Source organism: Herbiconiux gentiana, from assembly GCF_024978135.1.
In the GTDB taxonomy this organism is placed as follows: Bacteria; Actinomycetota; Actinomycetes; order Actinomycetales; family Microbacteriaceae; genus Herbiconiux; species Herbiconiux gentiana.
The window spans coordinates 515,888-534,624 of sequence record NZ_JANTEZ010000002.1; the positions used below are offsets into that span (position 1 = coordinate 515,888).

Annotated in this window: 21 protein-coding genes; 12 read left to right on the forward strand and 9 right to left on the reverse strand. The window is 70.1% G+C overall.

Going from position 1 to position 18,737, the window contains the following annotated elements; translation table 11 throughout:
* Nucleotides 1–7: 7 nt before the first annotated feature.
* From NVV95_RS06095 to NVV95_RS06105, 3 genes are all read right to left on the reverse strand, one after another.
* Entirely contained in the window at nt 8–970 is a 963-nt protein-coding gene (locus tag NVV95_RS06095; RefSeq protein WP_259485650.1) for a DMT family transporter, read from the reverse strand.
* A gap of 142 nt (nt 971–1,112) precedes the next feature.
* Entirely contained in the window at nt 1,113–1,532 is a 420-nt protein-coding gene (locus tag NVV95_RS06100) for an organic hydroperoxide resistance protein (protein WP_259485651.1), read from the reverse strand.
* Nucleotides 1,533–1,622: 90 nt separating this feature from the next.
* Nucleotides 1,623–2,258 carry a GNAT family N-acetyltransferase gene (locus NVV95_RS06105; RefSeq protein WP_259485652.1) on the reverse strand — a complete coding sequence of 212 codons (636 nt, stop codon included), beginning with the start codon at nt 2,256–2,258 and terminating at the stop codon, nt 1,623–1,625.
* Nucleotides 2,259–2,314: 56 nt separating this feature from the next.
* Between NVV95_RS06105 and NVV95_RS06110 the strand changes: the two genes are divergently transcribed.
* On the forward strand, nt 2,315–2,923 hold the full coding sequence (locus NVV95_RS06110) for a maleylpyruvate isomerase N-terminal domain-containing protein (RefSeq protein ID WP_259485653.1): 609 nt from the start codon (nt 2,315–2,317) through the stop codon (nt 2,921–2,923).
* A 319-nt stretch (nt 2,924–3,242) separates the two neighbouring features.
* On the opposite strand, the gene NVV95_RS06115 is transcribed toward NVV95_RS06110, so the two are convergent.
* Nucleotides 3,243–3,737, reverse strand: a complete 495-nt coding sequence (locus NVV95_RS06115) for a MarR family winged helix-turn-helix transcriptional regulator (protein WP_259485654.1) — start codon at nt 3,735–3,737, stop codon at nt 3,243–3,245.
* A 183-nt stretch (nt 3,738–3,920) separates the two neighbouring features.
* On the opposite strand from NVV95_RS06115, the gene NVV95_RS06120 reads away from it, so the two are divergent.
* On the forward strand, nt 3,921–4,892 hold the full coding sequence (locus tag NVV95_RS06120; RefSeq protein ID WP_259485655.1) for an FUSC family protein: 972 nt from the start codon (nt 3,921–3,923) through the stop codon (nt 4,890–4,892).
* Between the two features lie 99 nt (nt 4,893–4,991).
* Here the strand turns inward: NVV95_RS06120 and NVV95_RS06125 are convergent, their stop codons facing one another.
* Complete coding sequence (locus tag NVV95_RS06125) at nt 4,992–6,278, reverse strand: adenylosuccinate synthase (protein WP_259485656.1); 1,287 nt, start codon at nt 6,276–6,278, stop codon at nt 4,992–4,994.
* Between the two features lie 42 nt (nt 6,279–6,320).
* Between NVV95_RS06125 and NVV95_RS06130 the strand changes: the two genes are divergently transcribed.
* Nucleotides 6,321–6,632 (forward strand): glutaredoxin family protein, encoded by a 312-nt coding sequence (locus NVV95_RS06130; RefSeq protein WP_259485657.1) that lies wholly within the window; start codon nt 6,321–6,323, stop codon nt 6,630–6,632.
* Between the two features lie 117 nt (nt 6,633–6,749).
* Here NVV95_RS06130 and NVV95_RS06135 read toward each other — a convergent pair whose 3' ends face one another.
* On the reverse strand, nt 6,750–7,226 hold the full coding sequence (locus NVV95_RS06135; RefSeq protein WP_259485658.1) for a MarR family winged helix-turn-helix transcriptional regulator: 477 nt from the start codon (nt 7,224–7,226) through the stop codon (nt 6,750–6,752).
* A gap of 102 nt (nt 7,227–7,328) precedes the next feature.
* On the opposite strand from NVV95_RS06135, the gene NVV95_RS06140 reads away from it, so the two are divergent.
* The 3 genes from NVV95_RS06140 (at nt 7,329) to NVV95_RS06150 (ending at nt 9,845) form a co-directional block, all read left to right on the forward strand.
* Nucleotides 7,329–8,327, forward strand: a complete 999-nt coding sequence (locus NVV95_RS06140; RefSeq protein WP_259485659.1) for an aldo/keto reductase — start codon at nt 7,329–7,331, stop codon at nt 8,325–8,327.
* 79 nt (nt 8,328–8,406) lie between these two features.
* Complete coding sequence (locus tag NVV95_RS06145) at nt 8,407–9,264, forward strand: aldo/keto reductase (RefSeq protein ID WP_259485660.1); 858 nt, start codon at nt 8,407–8,409, stop codon at nt 9,262–9,264.
* Between the two features lie 134 nt (nt 9,265–9,398).
* Nucleotides 9,399–9,845 carry an aldo/keto reductase gene (locus tag NVV95_RS06150; protein ID WP_259485661.1) on the forward strand — a complete coding sequence of 149 codons (447 nt, stop codon included), beginning with the start codon at nt 9,399–9,401 and terminating at the stop codon, nt 9,843–9,845.
* Nucleotides 9,846–9,851: 6 nt separating this feature from the next.
* Here the strand turns inward: NVV95_RS06150 and NVV95_RS06155 are convergent, their stop codons facing one another.
* Genes NVV95_RS06155 through NVV95_RS06165 form a run of 3 tightly spaced genes read right to left on the reverse strand, consistent with a single transcriptional unit; the run spans nt 9,852 to nt 12,340 of the window.
* Nucleotides 9,852–10,226: a VOC family protein gene (locus tag NVV95_RS06155; RefSeq protein WP_259485662.1), complete on the reverse strand. Its 375-nt coding sequence runs from the start codon at nt 10,224–10,226 to the stop codon at nt 9,852–9,854.
* Between the two features lie 9 nt (nt 10,227–10,235).
* The gene (locus NVV95_RS06160) at nt 10,236–11,450 is read right to left on the reverse strand and encodes a GAF domain-containing SpoIIE family protein phosphatase (RefSeq protein WP_259485663.1); all 1,215 of its coding nucleotides are present in this window, start codon (nt 11,448–11,450) and stop codon (nt 10,236–10,238) included.
* Nucleotides 11,447–12,340: a Vgb family protein gene (locus tag NVV95_RS06165; RefSeq protein ID WP_259485664.1), complete on the reverse strand. Its 894-nt coding sequence runs from the start codon at nt 12,338–12,340 to the stop codon at nt 11,447–11,449. Before NVV95_RS06165 ends, NVV95_RS06160 begins: the two co-directional genes overlap by 4 nt.
* 66 nt (nt 12,341–12,406) lie before the next feature.
* Between NVV95_RS06165 and NVV95_RS06170 the strand changes: the two genes are divergently transcribed.
* Genes NVV95_RS06170 through mnhG form a run of 6 tightly spaced genes read left to right on the forward strand, consistent with a single transcriptional unit; the run spans nt 12,407 to nt 18,650 of the window.
* Nucleotides 12,407–15,346: a Na+/H+ antiporter subunit A gene (locus NVV95_RS06170; protein WP_259485665.1), complete on the forward strand. Its 2,940-nt coding sequence runs from the start codon at nt 12,407–12,409 to the stop codon at nt 15,344–15,346.
* Entirely contained in the window at nt 15,343–15,864 is a 522-nt protein-coding gene (locus NVV95_RS06175) for an NADH-quinone oxidoreductase subunit K (protein WP_259485666.1), read from the forward strand. Before NVV95_RS06170 ends, NVV95_RS06175 begins: the two co-directional genes overlap by 4 nt.
* The gene (locus NVV95_RS06180) at nt 15,861–17,486 is read left to right on the forward strand and encodes a Na+/H+ antiporter subunit D (protein ID WP_259485667.1); all 1,626 of its coding nucleotides are present in this window, start codon (nt 15,861–15,863) and stop codon (nt 17,484–17,486) included. The genes NVV95_RS06175 and NVV95_RS06180 overlap by 4 nt, the downstream gene beginning before the upstream one ends.
* A complete protein-coding gene (locus NVV95_RS06185) occupies nt 17,483–18,040 on the forward strand; it encodes a Na+/H+ antiporter subunit E (RefSeq protein ID WP_259485668.1) in 558 nt (185 codons plus the stop codon). Before NVV95_RS06180 ends, NVV95_RS06185 begins: the two co-directional genes overlap by 4 nt.
* Nucleotides 18,037–18,300: an MrpF/PhaF family protein gene (locus NVV95_RS06190; RefSeq protein ID WP_259485669.1), complete on the forward strand. Its 264-nt coding sequence runs from the start codon at nt 18,037–18,039 to the stop codon at nt 18,298–18,300. Before NVV95_RS06185 ends, NVV95_RS06190 begins: the two co-directional genes overlap by 4 nt.
* Nucleotides 18,297–18,650, forward strand: coding sequence for a monovalent cation/H(+) antiporter subunit G (gene mnhG, locus NVV95_RS06195; protein WP_259485670.1), 354 nt, complete (start codon nt 18,297–18,299; stop codon nt 18,648–18,650). The genes NVV95_RS06190 and mnhG overlap by 4 nt, the downstream gene beginning before the upstream one ends.
* The last annotated feature ends 87 nt before the right edge of the window (nt 18,651–18,737 follow it).

Genomic DNA, 18,737 nt, shown 5'->3' on the forward strand with positions numbered 1-18,737 from the left:
CACGACTCTAGCCAGCTTCGACGGGCGCGTTCTCGGCATCAGCCGCGACACGCCTGCGCGGCAGCCGCAGCCGCCCCTGCGCCAGCAGGATGCCTGCGAACACCACCACCGCGCCCACCGGCGCATTCCAGCTGAGCGTCTCGCCGAGCAGCAGGATGCCGAGCGCCACCCCCACCACCGGCGTCAGGTAGGTGACCGTCGAGGTGGCGGTCGGCCCCCAGGCGTTCAGGATGTTCATGTACCAGTAGTAGGCGAGACCGGTGCCGAGCACCCCCAGCAGCACGAGGCTCAGCACGATCGGCAGATCGAGCTCGACGGGCCCGAGCGCCACGAACGGCGTCAGCACCAGCAGGATCACCGCCCCCATCCCCACCTGCAGGAACGCGGCCGTCAGCCCCGACACCGGGTGCCGGTTGCTGATGAACCGCCGGATGTACCCGAACGTAAAGCCGTAGCAGACGGCCGACCCGATGCAGGCGAGCTGACCGGCGAGCTCCAGCAGCAGGTCGCCGTGCGCGGCCTCGTTCGCGACGAAGCTCCACGGCCCGATGATGACGATGACACCCAGGATGCCCGCCACGACCCCGAGCACCCGGGAGCGGTCGAGCTTCTCGACCCGGAACACCAGCGTGACCATGAGCGCCGTGGTGATGGGTGTGACCGCGTTGTAGATGCTCGCGAGGCCCGAGGTGACGTACTGCTCGGCCCAGGCGAAGAGCAGATAGGGGGTGGCGCAGCCGAACGCCCCGATGACCACGAAGTGCAGGTAGACGATCGGCTCGCGCGGCAGCCTCGTGCGCAGCACGAGCATGACGATGCCGAGCGTGAGGGCACCGAGAACCAGTCGCGTCCACGCGACCTGCCCGAAGGAGACCCCGCCGAGCGCCACCTTCATGAACAGGAAGCTCGCGCCCCAGAGCAGCCCGAGCGCCGAGAACTGCAGGGCGGTGGACAGGCGGTTGGAGCTCACTCTGCGACAGTAGCGCGAGGCTCCGACATCGGAGCCGGGTACGACGACGGGGTGCACGCTTTGGCAGTCGCGCACCCCGTCTTCGGCAGGATCGCCTCGGTGAGGCGAACGCCCAGGCGGCGGCCCGGGCATCCGTCGTCAGCTACTCGACGACGTTCACCGCGACGTCGATGTTGCCGCGCGTGGCGTTCGAGTACGGGCAGATGGTGTGGGCCTTGTCGGCGACCTGACGGGCCTCCTCGGGCGACACGTTCGGCACGTAGACGTCGAGCTCCACGGCGAGGCCGAAGCCGCCCTCACCGTTGGAGCCGATCGAGACGCTCGACGAGACCGCCGCGTCCTTCGTGTCGAGCTTCAGCTCGCGACCCGCGGCGTGCACGGCGCCGAGGAAACAGGCCGAGTAGCCGGCGGCGAAGAGCTGCTCGGGGTTCGTGCCGTCACCCGATCCACCCATCTCCTTGGGCGGGCGGGTGTCGAAGTCGAGCCGGTCGTCCTCGCTGCGGACGTGGCCGTCGCGGCCGCCACCTGAGGCATGGGCGATTGCAGTGTAGATAGCATCCATGACACCAGTTCACCACCTTTGAGGGGCTCGGTGCCACGGCTCGCCGTTTCCCAGGCTGCGTTCGTTCTCTGTACTACAGCTGCACAGCGACTACACCTGCACAGCTCGGCCGGCGCCCTGGTTCTCCACACGTTCGCGCAGACCGGCCTGCACGGCGGGCCAGTCGTCGATGATGACCGAGAAGACGGCGGAGTCGCGCCACGACCCGTCGGCCCGCGGCCGGTCGCGCCGCACGATGCCCTCGAAGGTGGCACCGAGCTTCGCGATCGCCGCCCGCGAGCGCAGGTTCAGAACATCCGCCTGAATCTTCACCCGACCGAAGCCGTGCTCGAACGCCGCACCCAGAAGGAGGAGCTTTGCCTCAGGATTCACGACTGTGCCCCAGACCCGCGGGTCGTACGCCGTCCAGCCGATGTGGGCCGCCTCGAACGCCGGCTCGAAGTCGCCGAGCGTCGTGGTGCCCACGACCCGCCCGTCGTCGGGCCCACCCACGAGTCGAATCACGTACGGGTTGCCCCGACCCCACTGGTAGTACCCCTCGGCGAACTCCACGAAGCCCTGCACGCTGTCGCGGTAGCCCTGCGGCCCGCCGCCGTAGCCTCCGGCGAAGACCTCAGGATGCCCGATCGCCTCGTACAGCTCGGGGAGCACCTCGCGCGTCAGACCCTCCAGCCGCACGTACCGACCCTCGAGGGTCTCGTCGGGATCGGGTCGCACTGCACTCATGGGCCAAGTCTGCCACCCGGTCGTCACCGGAGTCGTCGTCATGCCACGATGGGCAGATGGGCAGTGCCGCCGCGTTCCACCAGTCCGCCACCGCGTTCCACGCGCTCGTCTCGAGAATCCCCGACGACGCGTGGGAGATCGTCGCGCTCGGGGAATGGACGCTGCGGTCGCTCGTCGGTCACAGCACCCGGGCGATCCTGACGGTCGAGAGCTATCTGCGACTCGACGACCCCGGGTTCGAGAACGTGCCAGACGCCGAGCACTACTACTCGCGGGTGTATCGCGACCTCACCGATCCGGCCGCGGTCGCGGCGCGCGGGGTGGAGGCGGGCATCTGGCTGGGCGACGACCCGGCGCAGGCGGTGGCGGATGCACTGGGACGCGCCATGGCGCTGGTCGACTCGGCTCCGGCCGAGCGGATCGTCTCGATCGGCGGGCTCGGCATCGCGCTGCCCGAGTACCTACGCACGCGCATCTTCGAGCTCGTAGTGCACTCGATCGACATCACCCGGGCCACGGGCATCCCGCACGGGCAGCCGGCGGCGTGCGTCGCGGCGACGCTCACGCTGGCGGCCGGGGTCGCCGCCACCCGCGGCGACGGCGAGCAGCTGCTGATGGCGCTGACGGGTCGCGGCAGCCTGCCCGAGGGCTACACGGTCGTCTGACACCGCGCACCGCCCGACGTCAGCCAGGTCGTGGGCGCCCTAACCCCGAGTGCGAGCCCGACACGGCGCCCTCAGCCCGAGCGCCAGCCCGACACGGCGCCCTCAGCCCGAGCGCCAGCCCGACACGGCGCCCTCAGCCCGAGCGCCAGCCCGACACGGCGCCCTCAGCCCGAGCGCCAGCCCGACACGGCGCCCTCAGCCCGAGCGCCAGCCCGACACGGCGCCCTCAGCCCGAGCGCCAGCCCGACACGGCGCCCTCAACCCGAGCGCCAGCCCGACACGGCGCCCTCAACCCGAGCGCCAGCCCGAGGCGACGCCCTCAGGCGCGCTCGACGCTCGCGACCGTGAGGCGGAGTGCCGCGACGACGGCACCCAGCTCGGCAGGCGGGATCCCCGCGACGAGCTGCGCCTCCACGCCGAGGAGCTGCGGGAAGACCTCGTCGATCAGGCGCTCACCCTCGGGCGTGAGGGCGATCAGAGCGCCGCGGCCGTCGTGCGGGTTCGGGGTGCGCACGACGAGGCCCCGCGCCTCGAGCGCCTGCAGCCGCTTCGTCGTGGCCGGCCCGGTCGCGAGCGACACCGTGCGGAGCGCTCCCGGCGACCGCGGTGATCCCGCCCGGCGCAGCGCGGCGAGGATGTCGAACTCCCCCCGACCGAGCCCTGACAGGCCCAGCACCTCGTCGCCCCGGCGGGTGATCACGGCCGCGGCTCGGAGCACCCGGCCCACGACGTCGATCGCGGCGGTGTCGAGCTCCGGCCGCAGCCCGGCCCACCCCTCGCGGATCTCGTCGACCACATCGTGCGCATCCGTCATCGCACCAGTCTAAGATAGTTCACGAGTGAATTACTTTCGGTCGACGGAGACCTGCCCCTGCTGCTCGCTCCGTCACCGAAAGGTCGCCCCATCTCCACCGGTCTCCTGCCCCACCCCCGCCGACTCGTCGAGCTCGGTCCGCACGCCGGCGCCCACCGCGTCGCCCTTCGCGCGGGCATCGCGATGGCCGTCCCACTGCTCACGCTGTACGCCGTCGGCCGCATCGACCTCTCGCTCTACGCCGTCTTCGGCGCCTTCACCGCGCTCTACGGCCGCAGCCACACCCACTTCACGAGGCTCCGTATGCAGGCGGCCGCCGCTGTCGCCCTGATTGGCGTCGTCGTGCTGGGCACGGCCATCGCCGTGTCGCCCGAGCGCGAGTGGCTCGTCGTGCCGGTGGTCGCCGTCGTCGCGGCGGGGCTCGCCTTCGTGGCCGACGCGCTCGACTGGCACCCGCCCGGGGCGCTGTTCTTCGTCTTCGCGCTGGCCGCCTGCGCCTCGGTGCCGGCCGAGCCGTCCCGCGTGGTCGTCGCCCTGGGGCTCGCCACCGCCAGCGCGCTCTTCGCGATGGTGGTGTCGACGATCGGCGTGGTGCGCCCCTCGGCCCGGATGCGCCCGGCCACCGACCTGGCCGTGTCGTTCCGGGCGGTGGCCGCGAGGCCCGGCCAGGCTCGCAAGATCGTGACGATCGGGGCCGCCGTGCTGCTGGCGGGCGCGATCCCGACGGCGACGGGGCTCGGGCATCCGTACTGGGCGATGGTGGCCGCGGTGGCGGCCCTCGGCGCGGCCGACACGGCCGGTCACCTCGTGCGCGGTGTGCAGCGCGTGCTCGGCACCCTGCTCGGCGTCGGTGTGGCCGCCGTGCTGCTCGCGATCGCGTCGCCGCAGACGCTCGGGGCTGCGTCGACCCTCGCGCTCGTGCTGATCGTGGTGTTGCTGCAGGTCGCCGCCGAGCTGTTCATCGGCCGCAACTACGCGGTGACCGTGGTGTTCGTGACGCCGTTGGCGCTGATCATGGCGCAGCTCGCGCATCCGGTCGACGAGCTCGGCATGCTGCGCGACCGCACCGTCGAGACCCTGCTGGGTGCCGTGGTCGCCATCGCGCTCAGCCTCGCCGCCACCCTGGTGGCATGGCGGCGAAGCGCGGCCGGCTGACGCCGACCCGAGTCCCGCGAGCTAGACCCGCGACCGCGAACCCTCGACCCCGTGCCGCCACCAGGGCCCGCCGACGACCCCCAGCGCCCCGCGCAGACCTCAGCTCAGCAGATCGTGCCGCACGATGATCGCATCGCGATCCGGCCCGACGCCGATCGCCGAGATGCGCGACCCGCTCATCTCCTCCAGCGCCAGCACGTACCGCTGCGCCGCCGCGGGCAGCTCGTCGAAGCTGCGGGCGCCCGTGATGTCCTCCGACCAGCCCTCGAAGTCCTCGTAGATCGGCTTCGCGTGGTGGAAGTCGCTCTGCGATACCGGCACCTCGTCGACGCGCACGCCGTCGACGTCGTAGGCGACGCAGACCGGGATGCGGGTGAGACCGGTGAGCACGTCGAGCTTGGTCAGCACGAAGTCGGTGACGCCGTTGATGCGCGCGGTGTAGCGCGCGATCGGCGCGTCGTACCAGCCGGTGCGGCGCGGCCGCCCGGTGGTGGTGCCGAACTCGAAGCCGCGCGAGCGCAGGAACTCGCCCGACTCGTCGTGCAGCTCGGTGGGGAACGGCCCGGCGCCGACGCGGGTCGTGTAGGCCTTGACGACGGCGATCACGCGGTCGATGCGGTTCGGTGCGACGCCCGACCCGGTCGAGGCGCCGCCCGCCGTGGCGTTCGAAGAGGTGACGAACGGGTAGGTGCCGTGGTCGACGTCGAGCATGGTGGCCTGGCCGCCCTCGAAGAGCACGGTCTTGCCGTCGGTGAGCGCCCGGTCGAGCACCAGCGCGGTGTCGGCCACCATGGGCCGCAGCCGCTCGCGGTAGGAGAGCAGGTCGTCGACGACCTCCTCGGCCGCGATGGCGCGCCGGTTGTAGACCTTCACCAGGATGTGGTTCTTGAGGTCGAGCGCCCCTTCGACCTTCTGCCGCAGGATGCCCTCGTCGAAGAGGTCTTGAACGCGGATGCCGACGCGGTTGATCTTATCGGCGTAGGCCGGCCCGATGCCACGCCCGGTGGTGCCGATCTGCCGCTTGCCGAGGAAGCGCTCGGTGACCTTGTCGATGGTGCGGTGGTAGTGCGTGATGACGTGCGCGTTCGCGCTGACCAGCAGCTTCGACACGTCGACGCCGCGCGACCCGAGCGCCTCGAGCTCGTGGAAGAGCACCTCGACGTCGACGACGACGCCGTTGGCGATGACCGGCGTGACCCCCGGCGTCAGGATGCCCGACGGCAGCAGGTGCAGGGCGTACTTCTTGTCGCCGACGACCACGGTGTGGCCGGCGTTGTTGCCGCCGTTGAACTTCACGACGTAGTCGACACGGCTGCCGAGCAGGTCGGTGGCCTTGCCCTTGCCCTCGTCGCCCCACTGGGCGCCGATCAAGACGATCGCTGGCATGTGGATTCCCTCCAGTTGACAATCGATCCTATCGTTGGAGGCATGTCCGAACTGAGCCTCACGCTCTACTCCTCGAGCTTCTGCGGCGCCTGCGCCAGCACGCGCGAGGCACTCGAGCGGGTCGGCGAGCTGCTCGGCGACCGCATCGACTGGCACGAGGTCAACGTCGCGACGGCCCCCGACGAGAGCGAGCGGGCGGGCATCCTGGCCACCCCCACCGTCGTGATCGCGGGCCCCGACGGGGTCGAGCGGATGCGCGCCGCCGGCGTCCCGACGACGCCCCAGCTGCTCGCCGCCATCGCCGCGTCGCTCCCCGCGGCCCCAGACCCCGAGGCCTGTGGATCGCAGAGCTAAATGGCCATGTTCTGAGAGTGCTGTTTATCACCCTCGCAGCCCGTACGCCGATCGCGCACCGGTCAGTTGCGGTGCTGGTCCGTGGCGTCGACCGTGTGGTTGCCGGGTCGAGGCCGGTTATGGCTGGGCGGTCGCCGCAATCGTTGCTGCCAGGTTGGCGTTGATGGTGCGGAGGGACTGGATGGTCTGTAGGCCATCTGCTGCTCCGAGACCCGTCGCTGCGCCGACTTGGTAGGCGACCCCTGCGACGTCTTCTTCGAGCGCTTGACCCCGTTTGGTCAAGCTGACGGTCACGATGCGCTCGTCAGTGGATGACCTGGTCCGTGTCACGAGACCGTGGGTCTCCAGTCGGCGGACAAGGGGGGTCGTTGTACCGGAGTCCAGCATCAGGCACTTCGCGATCTCGCCGATCGTCGCGGTGTCACGTGCCCAGAGCAACCGCAGTACGAGGTACTGCGGGTAGGTGAGATTCCAGGGTGCGAGCAAGACGTTGTAGAGCCGGTTCGTGGCTCGCGCCGCGGCATACAAGTTGAAGCACGTTAATTCATCAAGCGGATTCGCTCGCGGCTCGCTCGTCTCTTTGCTCTCGACCATAGATGAAGTATTTCACAAATATATGATTGTGCACAAGCAACTGGACCAACATATGCTTGCCTGCATGACTCTTAGGCGCATGAGAATTTCGAGGAGAAACGTATGAAGACGACCACGCTAGGCTCGACCGGCCCGACCGTGTCCATCGAGGGCCTGGGCTGCATGGGCATGAGCCCGATCTACGGCGCCACGAACGATGACGACGGCCTCGTCAACATCCGCAGGGCAGTGGAGCTAGGCATCACGTTCTTCGACACCGCCGAGATCTACGGCGCGGACCGCCACAACGAGAAGCTCGTCGGCCGCGCCCTTGCACCGTTCCGCGACGATGTCGTCATCGCAACAAAGGTCGGATTCGCGACCGCTCCTGACCGCCAGGGCGACAACGCCGCCGCCCGTGTCGTCGACGGCCGACCTGAGAGTGTTCTCGCGGCCGCCGAGGGCTCGCTGCGGAGCTTGGACGTCGACCACATCGACGTCCTCTACCTGCACCGCATCGACAACAGTGTCCCGATCGAGGACACCGTCGGTGCCCTCGCCGGCCTCGTCCAGGCGGGCAAAGTCGGCCACATCGGCCTGTCCGAGGCTGCGCCGGAGACCATCCGACGCGCACATGCCACGCACCCGATCGCTGCCGTGCAGACCGAGTACTCCCTCTTCGAGCGCGGCGTAGAAGCCAACGGCGTTCTGAAGACCCTGACGGACCTCGGCATCGCTTTGGTGCCGTACTCACCTCTCGGCCGCGGGTTCCTCACCGGGCAGGTGAAGCTCGACGAACTCGACGCAGACGACTTCCGCCGCACCGACCCCCGCTTCCAAGGCGAGAACCTGAAAGCGAACCTCCGCATCGTCGACGCCGTCGCCCAGCTCGCAGCAGCGAAGAACGTCAAGCCGTCACAGCTCGCCTTGGCGTGGACGATGGCGCAGGGCGGTATCCCGATCCCCGGCACCAAGCGGGTGAAGTACCTCGAAGAGAACGCCGCCGCGGCAGACATCATCTTCACCGACGACGAACTGGCGGCCCTGAACGCTGCCGCACCGGTCGGCGCCGCGGTCGGCGACCGGTACGCCGGCGGCGGCATGGACCTCCTCACCCAGTAGAACCAACCCTCCTCCTTCACCGCAGCGGCCCTTGGGGTCGTTGCGGACGCACGACCTACAACGAAAAGAGCACAACCACATGACTCAGAGCACGTTCACCCTCGGTGGCGACCTCACCATCCACCGTGTCGGCTTCGGCGCGATGCGCCTCACCGGCCCCGAGCAGTGGGGCATGCCGGCAGATCCCGAAGCGGCCAAGAACGTCGTCCGCCGCGCAGTCGAACTCGGCGTCGACTTCATCGACACCGCCGACCAGTACGGCCCGTTCACCTCCGAGCAGATCGTCTCCGACGCGCTCGACCCGCGCAGCGAGAACGTCGTCGTCGCAACCAAGGGCGGCCTGGTGCGCTTCGGACCGAACCCACAGCTCAAGAACGACGCCACCCCGCAGCACCTCACCGATGCCCTCGACGGCAGCCTCCGCCGCCTCCGCACTGACCGTATCGACCTGTACCAGCTGCACCGCATCGACCCCGACATCCCCGTCGAGGCCACCTACGAGTTCCTCCGCAGCGCTCAGGACGCCGGCAAGGTCCGCCACCTCGGTCTCTCCGAAGTCTCCGTCGACGAGATCAAGAAGGCGCAGGAGTTCTTCGACGTCGCCTCCGTGCAGAACCAATACAGCATCGGCAACCGCGCAGCCGAACCCGTCCTCGAGTACTGCCAGGCCAACGGCATCGCGTTCATCCCCTGGTTCCCCATCGGAGGCGGCGACCTCGGCGACCACGACGCCCTCTCCGACATCGCCGCAGCACACGACACCGGCATCCGCCAGGTCGCCCTCGCGTGGCTCCTGCACCACGCCGACAACATCCTGCTCATCCCCGGCACCTCGAGCATCGGGCACCTCGAACAGAACATGACCGCAGGTGACCTGCAGCTCAATGCCGAAGAGCTCACCGCCCTCGACGCCCTCAGCAACGCCGAGAGCAAGTAACTGCAATTCGCTCGCTGGCGGCGGCCGCCCGACAGCGTGGCCGCCGCCAGCCCGGTTATCCCTACCTGACAGTGTCTCCGAATGAGGAGCCTCAGATAATGATGGATCCAGTCATCTTGAACAACCGATTCGTGATGCCCAGCATCGGAATCGGCGTGCTCCAGATGTCCCCGGAAGGCACGGTCGCCACCGTCGACTACGCGCTCCGCGCCGGCTACCGTCTCGTCGATGCCGCTGCTGTCTGGATGAACGAGCGGCAGGTCGGCGAGGGGCTTCGCGCCTCGGGCGTCAGCCGCGACGGGGTGTTCATCGAGACCAAGGTCTTTCCCACCCAGTACGGCTACGAGAAGACCCTCCATGCCTTTGACGTAGCGACGCGCAAGCTCGGGGTCGACACCATCGACGTCCTCATGCTCCACCAGTCCGCGCCCTGGATGTTCGATCAGACGCTCGAGGCATACCGGGCACTCGAGACGCTGCTCGATGACGGCAAGATCCGGGCGATCGGAGTGAGCAATTTGACCGGACAGCACCTCGACCGCCTGCGATTCACACCCGAGGCCCCAGACCCCGAGGCCTGAACCGACCTACCGGGGCAGCGACGTCACCCTGATCTCCTGCAGCGCCCACGTGTTCCCGTCGGGATCGGCGAAGAACGCGTAGAGCACACCGCCCATGTCCTGCACCTCGCCGACCTCGAGGCCGCGGGCGACGAGGGCCTCCCGTTCGGCCGCGACGTCGTCGACCACGAGGTGCAGGTTCGACACCGGCCCGCCGCTGCCCATCCCCACCCCGAAGGCGATCGAGCAGGCCGAGCCGGGAGGCGTGAGCTGCACGACCCGCATGCCGTTGCCCGGCGAGACGTCGTGGTCGAGCGCGAAGCCGACGACGTCGCGGTAGAAGGCGATGGCGGCGTCGACGTCGCTCACGGCGATGGGCACGAGTTCCAGGCGCATGGTCATGCCGGAACGCTAGCGCGGCGGGACCGTCACCACCAGCACGGTCACGTCGTCGTCGGTCCCGGCCACCTCGACCCGCGCGGCGACGCCGTCGAGGAAGCCGTCGACGTCGGATCGCGCGCGCAGATCCTCCGCGAGGCGCAGCAGCGAGTCGAGGGTGGAGTCGTCGAGCTCGAGCACCCCGTCGGTCACCGACAGGAGGGTGTCGCCGGGCTGCAACTGCAGCGAGCGCATTGCCCAGCCCGAGGCGGCGTCCTGCACACCGAGCGGCAGGTCGCGCGAGGCGAGGCGCTCGACCGGGGCGGTGGGGACGGCCGGCACGACGACGGTGAGCCCGTGCCCGGCATCGACGTAGTCGACCCGCCCGGAGTCGTCGACCCGCGCGTGGAAGAGCGTCACGAACGCGCCCAGCTCGGCCAGCCGCGGTTCGAGCTCGCGCGCGGCCCGGGCGAGGGCGGCGGCGGGGCCGGAGTCGGGGTCGGAGTCGGAGCCGGAAGCGGGACCGGCCGGCGAATCGAGGCTCGCCCGCAGCCGCTCGGCGAGCCCGCCGGCCACGACCCCCTTGCCCATCACGTCCCCCACGGTCACGGTCAGGCCGGAGCCGTCCCGCCGCCACGAGTGCAGGTCACCGCTGACCTCGCCGAACGGCACCGACAGCGCCGACACGACGCCGTCGACCCGCAGACCCCGCGACCGGTCGAGAGGAACCGACCGACCCGGCGCTCCCGCGCGCAGCTCCCCCTCGGCCCACCGCCCGAGCTCGGCCAGCCGCGCACGCTCCGCAGCACTCAGCGTCCGCGGGTCGGGCCGCATCACGCAGAGCGTGCCGACCGCCTCCCCGTCACCCGCCCGCAGCGGAACCCCGGCGTACGAGCGCACCCCGAACTCGGTCACCGCGGGGGTGTGCGCGAAGCGCGGGTCGGCCTGCGCATCCGGAACCTCGAACACACCCACCCCGTGCACCGTGTACTCGCAGAAGGCCGTGCCGTACGGGAACCGCGGAGCGGGTTCGCCCACGACCTGCGGCGACTTCACCACGAGCGAGACGTCGTCGACCAGGTTGAGGTACGACATGGGCGCGTCGAGCAGCTCCTGCGCGAGGCGGGTGATGCGATCGAACCGCTCCTCGGGACCGGTGCCGAGGAGCCCCGTGGCCGCGACCGAGGCGACCCGGCGATCCTCCGCGTCGGATGGACCGAAGGACGACGAAGACGACGACGAGCTCATACCGTCACCCCCACGAGCGCCCCGGTCTCCATCGCGACCCACACGGTCCCATCGAGCCCCACCGCGAGCCCGTGCGGCTCCTCGTGCCCGCTCTCGGCGAGCGACACGAACGAGAACGACCCGTCGAGCGTCACGTGCCCGAGCTCGTTCGACCCCCAGAGCGTGAACCACGAGCCCCCGTCGGGCCGCGCATCCCGCACGATCGCGTGCGGTTTCGACCCGCGGTCGGGCAGCGGATGCTCGACCACCCGCCCCGCGCGATCCACCCGCCCGATCTGCCCCGCGAGGATCTCGGTGAACCACGCCGCCCCGTCGTCACCCACGACGATGCCGACGGGCCCGGCCGCGGGCGTCGGCAGCGGGAACAGCGCGGGTGCCGCATCCGCCCCCCGCACGTAGCCCACGACGTTCGCCTGGTTCGCCGTGAACCAGAGCGAGTCGCCCGACGCGGCCACCATCGACACCACCCCGTCGACCGTGCCCGTGGCGTACTCGGCCACCCCGCCGAGGATGCCGATGCGGCCGAGCGAGTCATTGCCCATCTCGGTGAACCAGGCGGTTCCGTCGTGCAGGGCGGTCACCCCGTAGGGCTGCGCGGCGGGCGACGGGGCGTCGATACGCCGCAGCACTCCCGAGGGTGCGACGAGCACCACTGCGTTGGCGGCCATGTCGGCCACCCACACCGAGTCGTCGCCCGCCGCGGCCACCTGGGCCGGCTGCGACGAGCCGCGTGGGCCGAGCTCGATCAGCGAGGTCGAGCCGTCGGAGTCGCGCCGAAGCACCGCCCCACCGTGCACGAGCGAGCACCAGACGGCTCCGTCGGCGGTGACCGCGACCGAGTACGGGCCGCCGTCGGCCGGGTCGATCGGATGCACGGCCAAGGAGCTCATGGGCCGAGCCTACCCAGCGCCGGGTAGACTGGGGGTCCTGCCCTCTCCCCGACACGAGGAGTCCGCGTGATCCTGGTCCTGCTGCTGTTCGCGGGGCTCTCGGCGATCACTCCCTGGCTCACCCGCATCCTGTCGACGCGGGTGTTCTACCTCGTCGCACTGCTGCCGGCGGGCGCCTTCGTCTACACCCTGACCCAGAGCGGCCGGGTGCTGGCGGGCGACGAGGTCACCCAGTCGGTGCCGTGGATCCCGCAGCTCGGCATCGCCCTGAGCTTCCGCGTCGACACCCTCGGCTGGCTGCTCGCCCTCGTCGTCACCGGCATCGGCGCCCTCGTGCTGATCTACTGCGCGCGTTACTTCTCGCCCGACGAGCCGTCGCTCGGCCGCTTCGCCGCGCTGCTGCTCGCCTTCGCGGGCACGATGTACGGGCTCGTCACCGCCGACGACATCTACGTGATGTTCATGTTCTGGGAGATCACGAGCGTGCTCTCCTACCTCCTGATCGGCCACTACACCGAGCGCAAGGAGAGCCGCGGCGCCGCCCTGCAGGCCCTGCTCGTCACCACCTTCGGCGGGCTCGCGATGCTCGTCGGGGTCATCCTGCTCAGCACGGCGGCCGGCACCACCTCGATCGCGGCGATCGTCGCCGACCCGCCCGCGGCGAGCGCCCTCGTCACGACGTCGATCATGCTCATCCTGGCCGGCGCCCTGTCGAAGTCGGCGCTCGTTCCGTTCCACTTCTGGTTGCCGGCCGCGATGGCCGCACCCACGCCGGTGAGCGCGTACCTGCACGCCGCCGCGATGGTGAAGGCGGGCATCTATCTGATCGCCCGCTTCGCCCCCGGCTACGCCGACACCCCGGGCTTCACCGAGGTGCTCGTGGTGGTGGGCGTCTGGACGATGCTGCTCGGCGCCTGGCGGTCGCTCCGCCAGTACGATCTCAAGCTGCTCCTCGCCTACGGCACGGTCAGCCAGCTCGGTTTCCTCACCGTCGTGGTCGGCTTCGGCTCGCGCGACGCGGCCCTCGCCGGGGCCGCCCTGCTGCTCGCGCACGCCCTGTTCAAGTGCACGCTCTTCCTCGTGGTGGGCATCGTCGACCACGACGAGGGCACCCGCGACCTGCGCGAGATCTCCGGCCTGGGTCGGCGCCGCCCCGTGCTGGCGGCGGTGGGCATCATCGCCGCGGCGTCGATGGCGGGCATCCCACCCCTGCTCGGCTTCGTCTCGAAGGAGGCCGTGCTGAGCGCCTTCCTCGAGGCCGGCGAGCACGGCGAGCCCTGGGGCTGGGTCGCGCTCGTGGGCGTCACCCTCGGCTCCATCCTCACCGTGGCCTACAGCGCCCGCTTCGTCTGGGGTGCCTTCGCGAGAAAGAGCGGGGCGGATGCGCGAGCCGCCGCAGCCCCGCACGCCTCCCACTCGCCCGACCCGCTCATCCTGATCGCCCCCGTCGTGCTGACGGTCGCCACCCTCGCCGGAGGCTTCCTGTCCGCGCCCATCGGCCACGCCCTGGAGGGCTACGCCGACACCGTCCCGGGCGAGGGCGACTACCACCTCGCGCTCTGGCACGGATTCGAGCCGGCCCTCGGCATCTCGGCCCTCGTGATCGCGCTCGGCCTCGGCCTGTTCGCCGTGCGGGCCCGCTTCAGCCGACTGCAGAAGAAGGTGCCGGTCGTCGTCGACGCCTCGCGCAGCTACTGGGCGATCGTGCGGGCCGTCGACGCGGCAGCGGCGCGGGTCACCCTGTTCGCCCAGAAGGGCGGCCTGCCGCAGTACCTCAGCACGATCCTGCTCGTGTTCGTGCTCTGCCTCGGTGCCACCACCGCGCTCAACCGCACCTGGCCCACCGAGTTCGTGCTGTTCGACTACCCGGCGCAGGTCTTCGTGGCCGCGGCCATGGGTGCGGCGGCGATCATGGCCGCCCGGGCCACCCACCGTCTGGCGGCGGTGCTGCTGGTCGGCGCCACCGGGTTCGGGCTCGTGGTGCTGTTCTCCTTCCACGGCGCCCCCGACCTGGCCCTCACCCAGGCCCTGGTCGAGACGGTGACCATCGTCGTGTTCGTGCTGGTGCTGCGGCGCCTGCCCCCGCGCATCGCCCAGCACAACAAGCCGATGAAGCGCGGCCGCCGCATCGCGATCGGCGCCCTCGTCGGCGTCACGATGGGCCTCGCCGGACTGATCGCGCTCGGCGCCCGCCAGGCCGGCACCCTCACCGACGAGCTCGCCCGGCTCTCGGTCGAGGAGGGCCACGGCAAGAACATCGTCAACGTGATGCTCGTCGACATCCGCGCCTGGGACACGATGAACGAGCTCTCGGTGCTGATCGTCGTCGCCACGGGTGTCGCCAGCCTGCTCTTCGTCACCGGCCGGAACGTCAGCATGCCGAGGCTCCGCGAATCGCGGAAGCGCCGCCAGACCACGCAGCGCGTGAAGCTCGTGAACGACCCGCACACCTCCTCCGAGGCTCCGGATGACCGGCAGCACTCCTGGCTCCTCGGCGGTCGCACCCTCGCCCCCGAGAACCGCTCGCTCATCCTCGAGGTGCTCGTGCGGCTGATCTTCCACCCCGCCATCGTGGTGTCGGTCTACCTGCTCTTCGCCGGACACAACGCCCCGGGCGGCGGTTTCGCCGGCGGACTCGTGGCCGGGCTCGCGCTGATCGCGCGCTACCTCGCCGGCGGCCGATACGAGATCGGCGAGACGCTCCCGATCGGCCCCGGAGCCCTGCTCGGCACCGGCATGCTGCTGGCCACCGGCACCGCGGTCGGCAGCCTGTTCCTCGGCGCTGACGTGCTGACCTCGGCGTACTTCGAGACCGACCTGCCGCTGCTCGGCCACGTCTCGTTCGGCACCAGCACGATCTTCGACATCGGCGTCTACCTCGTGGTGATCGGTGTCGTGCTCGACGTGCTGCGCGCGCTCGGCGGCGAGGTCGACCGGCAGCAGGCCGAGGCCGACGGCGACGAGCTCTCCGACGACCACACCGTGATGGCGGAAGAGGCTCGATGAGCGCGTCGATCACCCTCGTGGTGCTGATGGCCGTGATGTACGGCGCCGGGGTCTACGTGATGCTCGAGAAGAGCCTCACGCGCATCCTGATCGGTTTTCTGCTGGTGGGCAACGCCACCAACCTGCTGATCTTCATCATGTCGGGGCGGGCGGGCGACTCCCCGATCGTCGACGGGAACGGGGCCGACACGGTCGACCCCATCCCGCAGGTGCTGATGCTCACGGCGATCGTGATCAACTTCGGCGTGACCGCGTTCATCCTGGCCCTGATCTACCGGTCGTGGTGGCTGTCGAACCTCGGCGACGAGGGCGACGACGTGGCGGCCGACGACGACGAGGACGAGGCGATGGAGATCGATCAGGCCGGCGTGTTCCACGCCTCGCTCGAGGACGACGACGCGGCGGTGCGGTCGATCCTCGACGAGGGCAGCGACCTCGGCGATCCCGACGACGATGACGAGAGCGGTGCCGGTGCCGGCGAACAGCCCAGCGAGCAGGACAGGGACGTGATGCGATGAGCGACATCCTCGTTCCCCTGCTCGTGATCATCCCCCTCGTCGGGGCGGCGATCACCCTCATCCTCGGCCGGCACCCTCGGCTGCAGATCCTGATCAGCGTGCTCGCGCTGACCGCGGTGACCGCGGCGGCAGCGGTGCTGCTCGCGATCGTCGACAGCACGGGAAAGCCCGCCGTCGTGAAGGTGGGCGGCTGGGAGCCGCCGTTCGGCATCGTGCTGGTGGTCGACCGGCTGTCGGCGATCATGGTCGTGGTCTCGGCCCTGGTGCTGCTCGGCGTGCTCGTGTTCGCGGTGGGGCAGGGCTACGCCGACCGCGACCGCGACACCCCGGTCTCGATCTTCCATCCCACCTACCTGATTCTCTCGGCCGGCCTCTTCGATGCCTTCATCGCGGGCGACCTGTTCAACATGTACGTCGGCTTCGAGATGCTGCTCGCGGCCAGCTATGTGCTACTGACGCTCGGGGGCACCGGGTCGCGCATCCGGGCCGGGGTGACCTATGTGGTGGTGAGCCTGGTCTCGTCGCTGCTCTTCCTCGGCGCGATCGCCCTGATCTACGGCGCCACGGGCACGGTCACCATGGCGCTGCTCAGCGACCGCATCCGGGAGCTGCCGCTGGACGTGCAGATGATCCTCTGCGCCGCCCTGCTGATCGGCTTCGCGGTGAAGGCGGCGGTGTTCCCGCTGTCGTTCTGGCTGCCCGATTCCTACCCCACGGCTCCCGCGCCCGTCACGGCGGTGTTCGCCGGACTGCTCACCAAGGTGGGCGTCTACGCGATCATCCGCACCGACAAGCTGCTGTTCTTCGACGTGCCGCTGCAGGTGCCGCTGCTGATCGTGGGCGGGCTGACCATGCTGATCGGCATCCTCGGCGCGCTCGCCCAGGCCGACGTGAAGCGACTGCTGTCGTTCACGCTGGTCAGCCACATCGGCTACATGATCTTCGGTGTCGCAATCGGCACCGAACTGGCCTCGGGCGCCACGATCTACTACATCGTCCACCACATCCTGGTTCAGACCGCGCTGTTCCTGGTCGTGGGCCTGATCGAGCGGAAGGGCGGCTCGACGTCGATCACGCAGCTCGGCGGGCTGCTCAAAGCGGCGCCGTTCGTGGCGGTGCTGTTCTTCATCGGGGCGCTGAATCTCGGCGGCATCCCGCCGTTCTCCGGCTTCCTCGGCAAGGTGGGCCTGTTCGAGGCGGGCGCAGCGAGCCCCAACCCGCTCGTCTACGTGATGATCGGCGCCGGCATCGTCACGTCGCTGCTCACCCTCTACGCGCTCATGCGGGTCTGGAACATGGCGTTCTGGCGCCCCAAGAAAGACGTGGAGGGCTACGAATCGCCCCTGATCGAGTCGCTGCAGGAGGGTCCCACCGGCTCCGTCGGCACGATGACGGGCACGGCGACCGCGACCGACACCGAGACGCGCACCTCCCCGCTCATGATCGGGGCGGCCACCGGCCTGATGGCCCTGACCCTCGGCCTCACGATCTTCGCCGGGCCGCTGTTCGACCTCGCCCAGCGCGCGGCCGGCAACGTCTCGACCCCCGAGCCCTACATCGACTCGGTCTTCCCCGAGGGCGCGCTGGTGCCGGTCTCGGTCGATGAAGGGGGCGTCGGATGATCGCCCGCATCGTCAGCGGCCTCGTGCCGTTCCTCGGCCTCGTGCTGATCTGGGTGCTGATCTGGGGCCAGGTCACCTGGCTCGCCCTGGTGACCGGAGTCGCGCTCGCCCTGATCGTCTCGGCCACCTTTTATCTCCCGGCCGTGCGGCTGAGCGGGCGCATCAACCTCTGGTTCGGTCTGCTGTTCGTGCTGCGACTGCTCGGCGACATCGTCGTCGCCTCGCTGCAGATCGCCTGGATCGCGCTCGCGCCGGGCTACCGGCCTTCCAACGCGGTGATCGCGGTGCCGCTCCGAACCCGCTCCGACCTGGTCATGACGTTCACGGCCGAGGCGGTGTCGCTCGTGCCCGGCTCGATCGTGCTCGACATCGACCGGGAGACGTCGACGCTCTACCTGCACGCGCTGAACGTGAAGTCGGTCGACGAGATCCCCGAACTCAAGCGCAAGGTGCTCGACACGGAACGGCGGCTGATCCGCGCGGCGGGTTCGGCCGACGACCTGGCGCGGCTCTCGTCGGGACGCACCGCCGCAGCAGAGGAGGGGGCGCCGTGATCGTCGTCGTCGTCATCGCCGGGCTCCTGATGGGCGCGGGGGCCATCGGGGCGCTCGTGCGCATCATCCGCGGGCCGTCGGCCCTCGACCGCATCATCGCCTCCGACGTGCTCGTGGCCACGGCCATCTGCGCCATCGGGGCCGAGATGGCGATCAATCGCCACACCGACACCATGCCGGTGCTGCTCGGGCTCGCCCTGTTCGGCATCGTCGGCTCGGTGTCGGTCGCCCGCTTCCTCTCGGCGAGGGACGACACGTGAGCGCGCCGGAGTGGGGCTTCGACAGCATCCGCGACGTCGTGACCGCGGTGCTGGTGCTCGTCGCGGCGCTGATGTGCTTCGCCGCCGGAGTCGGCCTGCTGCGCTTCCCCGACGTGCTCTCGCGTCTGCACGCCGCGACGAAGCCGCAGATCCTCGGTGTGATCGCGATCGTGGCCGACGTGGCGGTGTCGAACCCCTCGCTCGTCACGATCACGCTCGCCGTGGCGATCATCTTCTTCCAGAGCCTGACGGCCCCGGTCTCGGCCCACATGGTCGGTCGGGCCGCGTATCGCACGGGCCACTTCCGCCGGGACATCCTCGTGGCCGACGAGTTCCGGGGCCACGACTGAGCCGTTCCTGAGTGCTCGGTGTGCGGGGGTTGGCAGGGCGTCGCGTGCGTCGTTGGGTAGGGGGTACACCCAGAGACGAACGAAGAA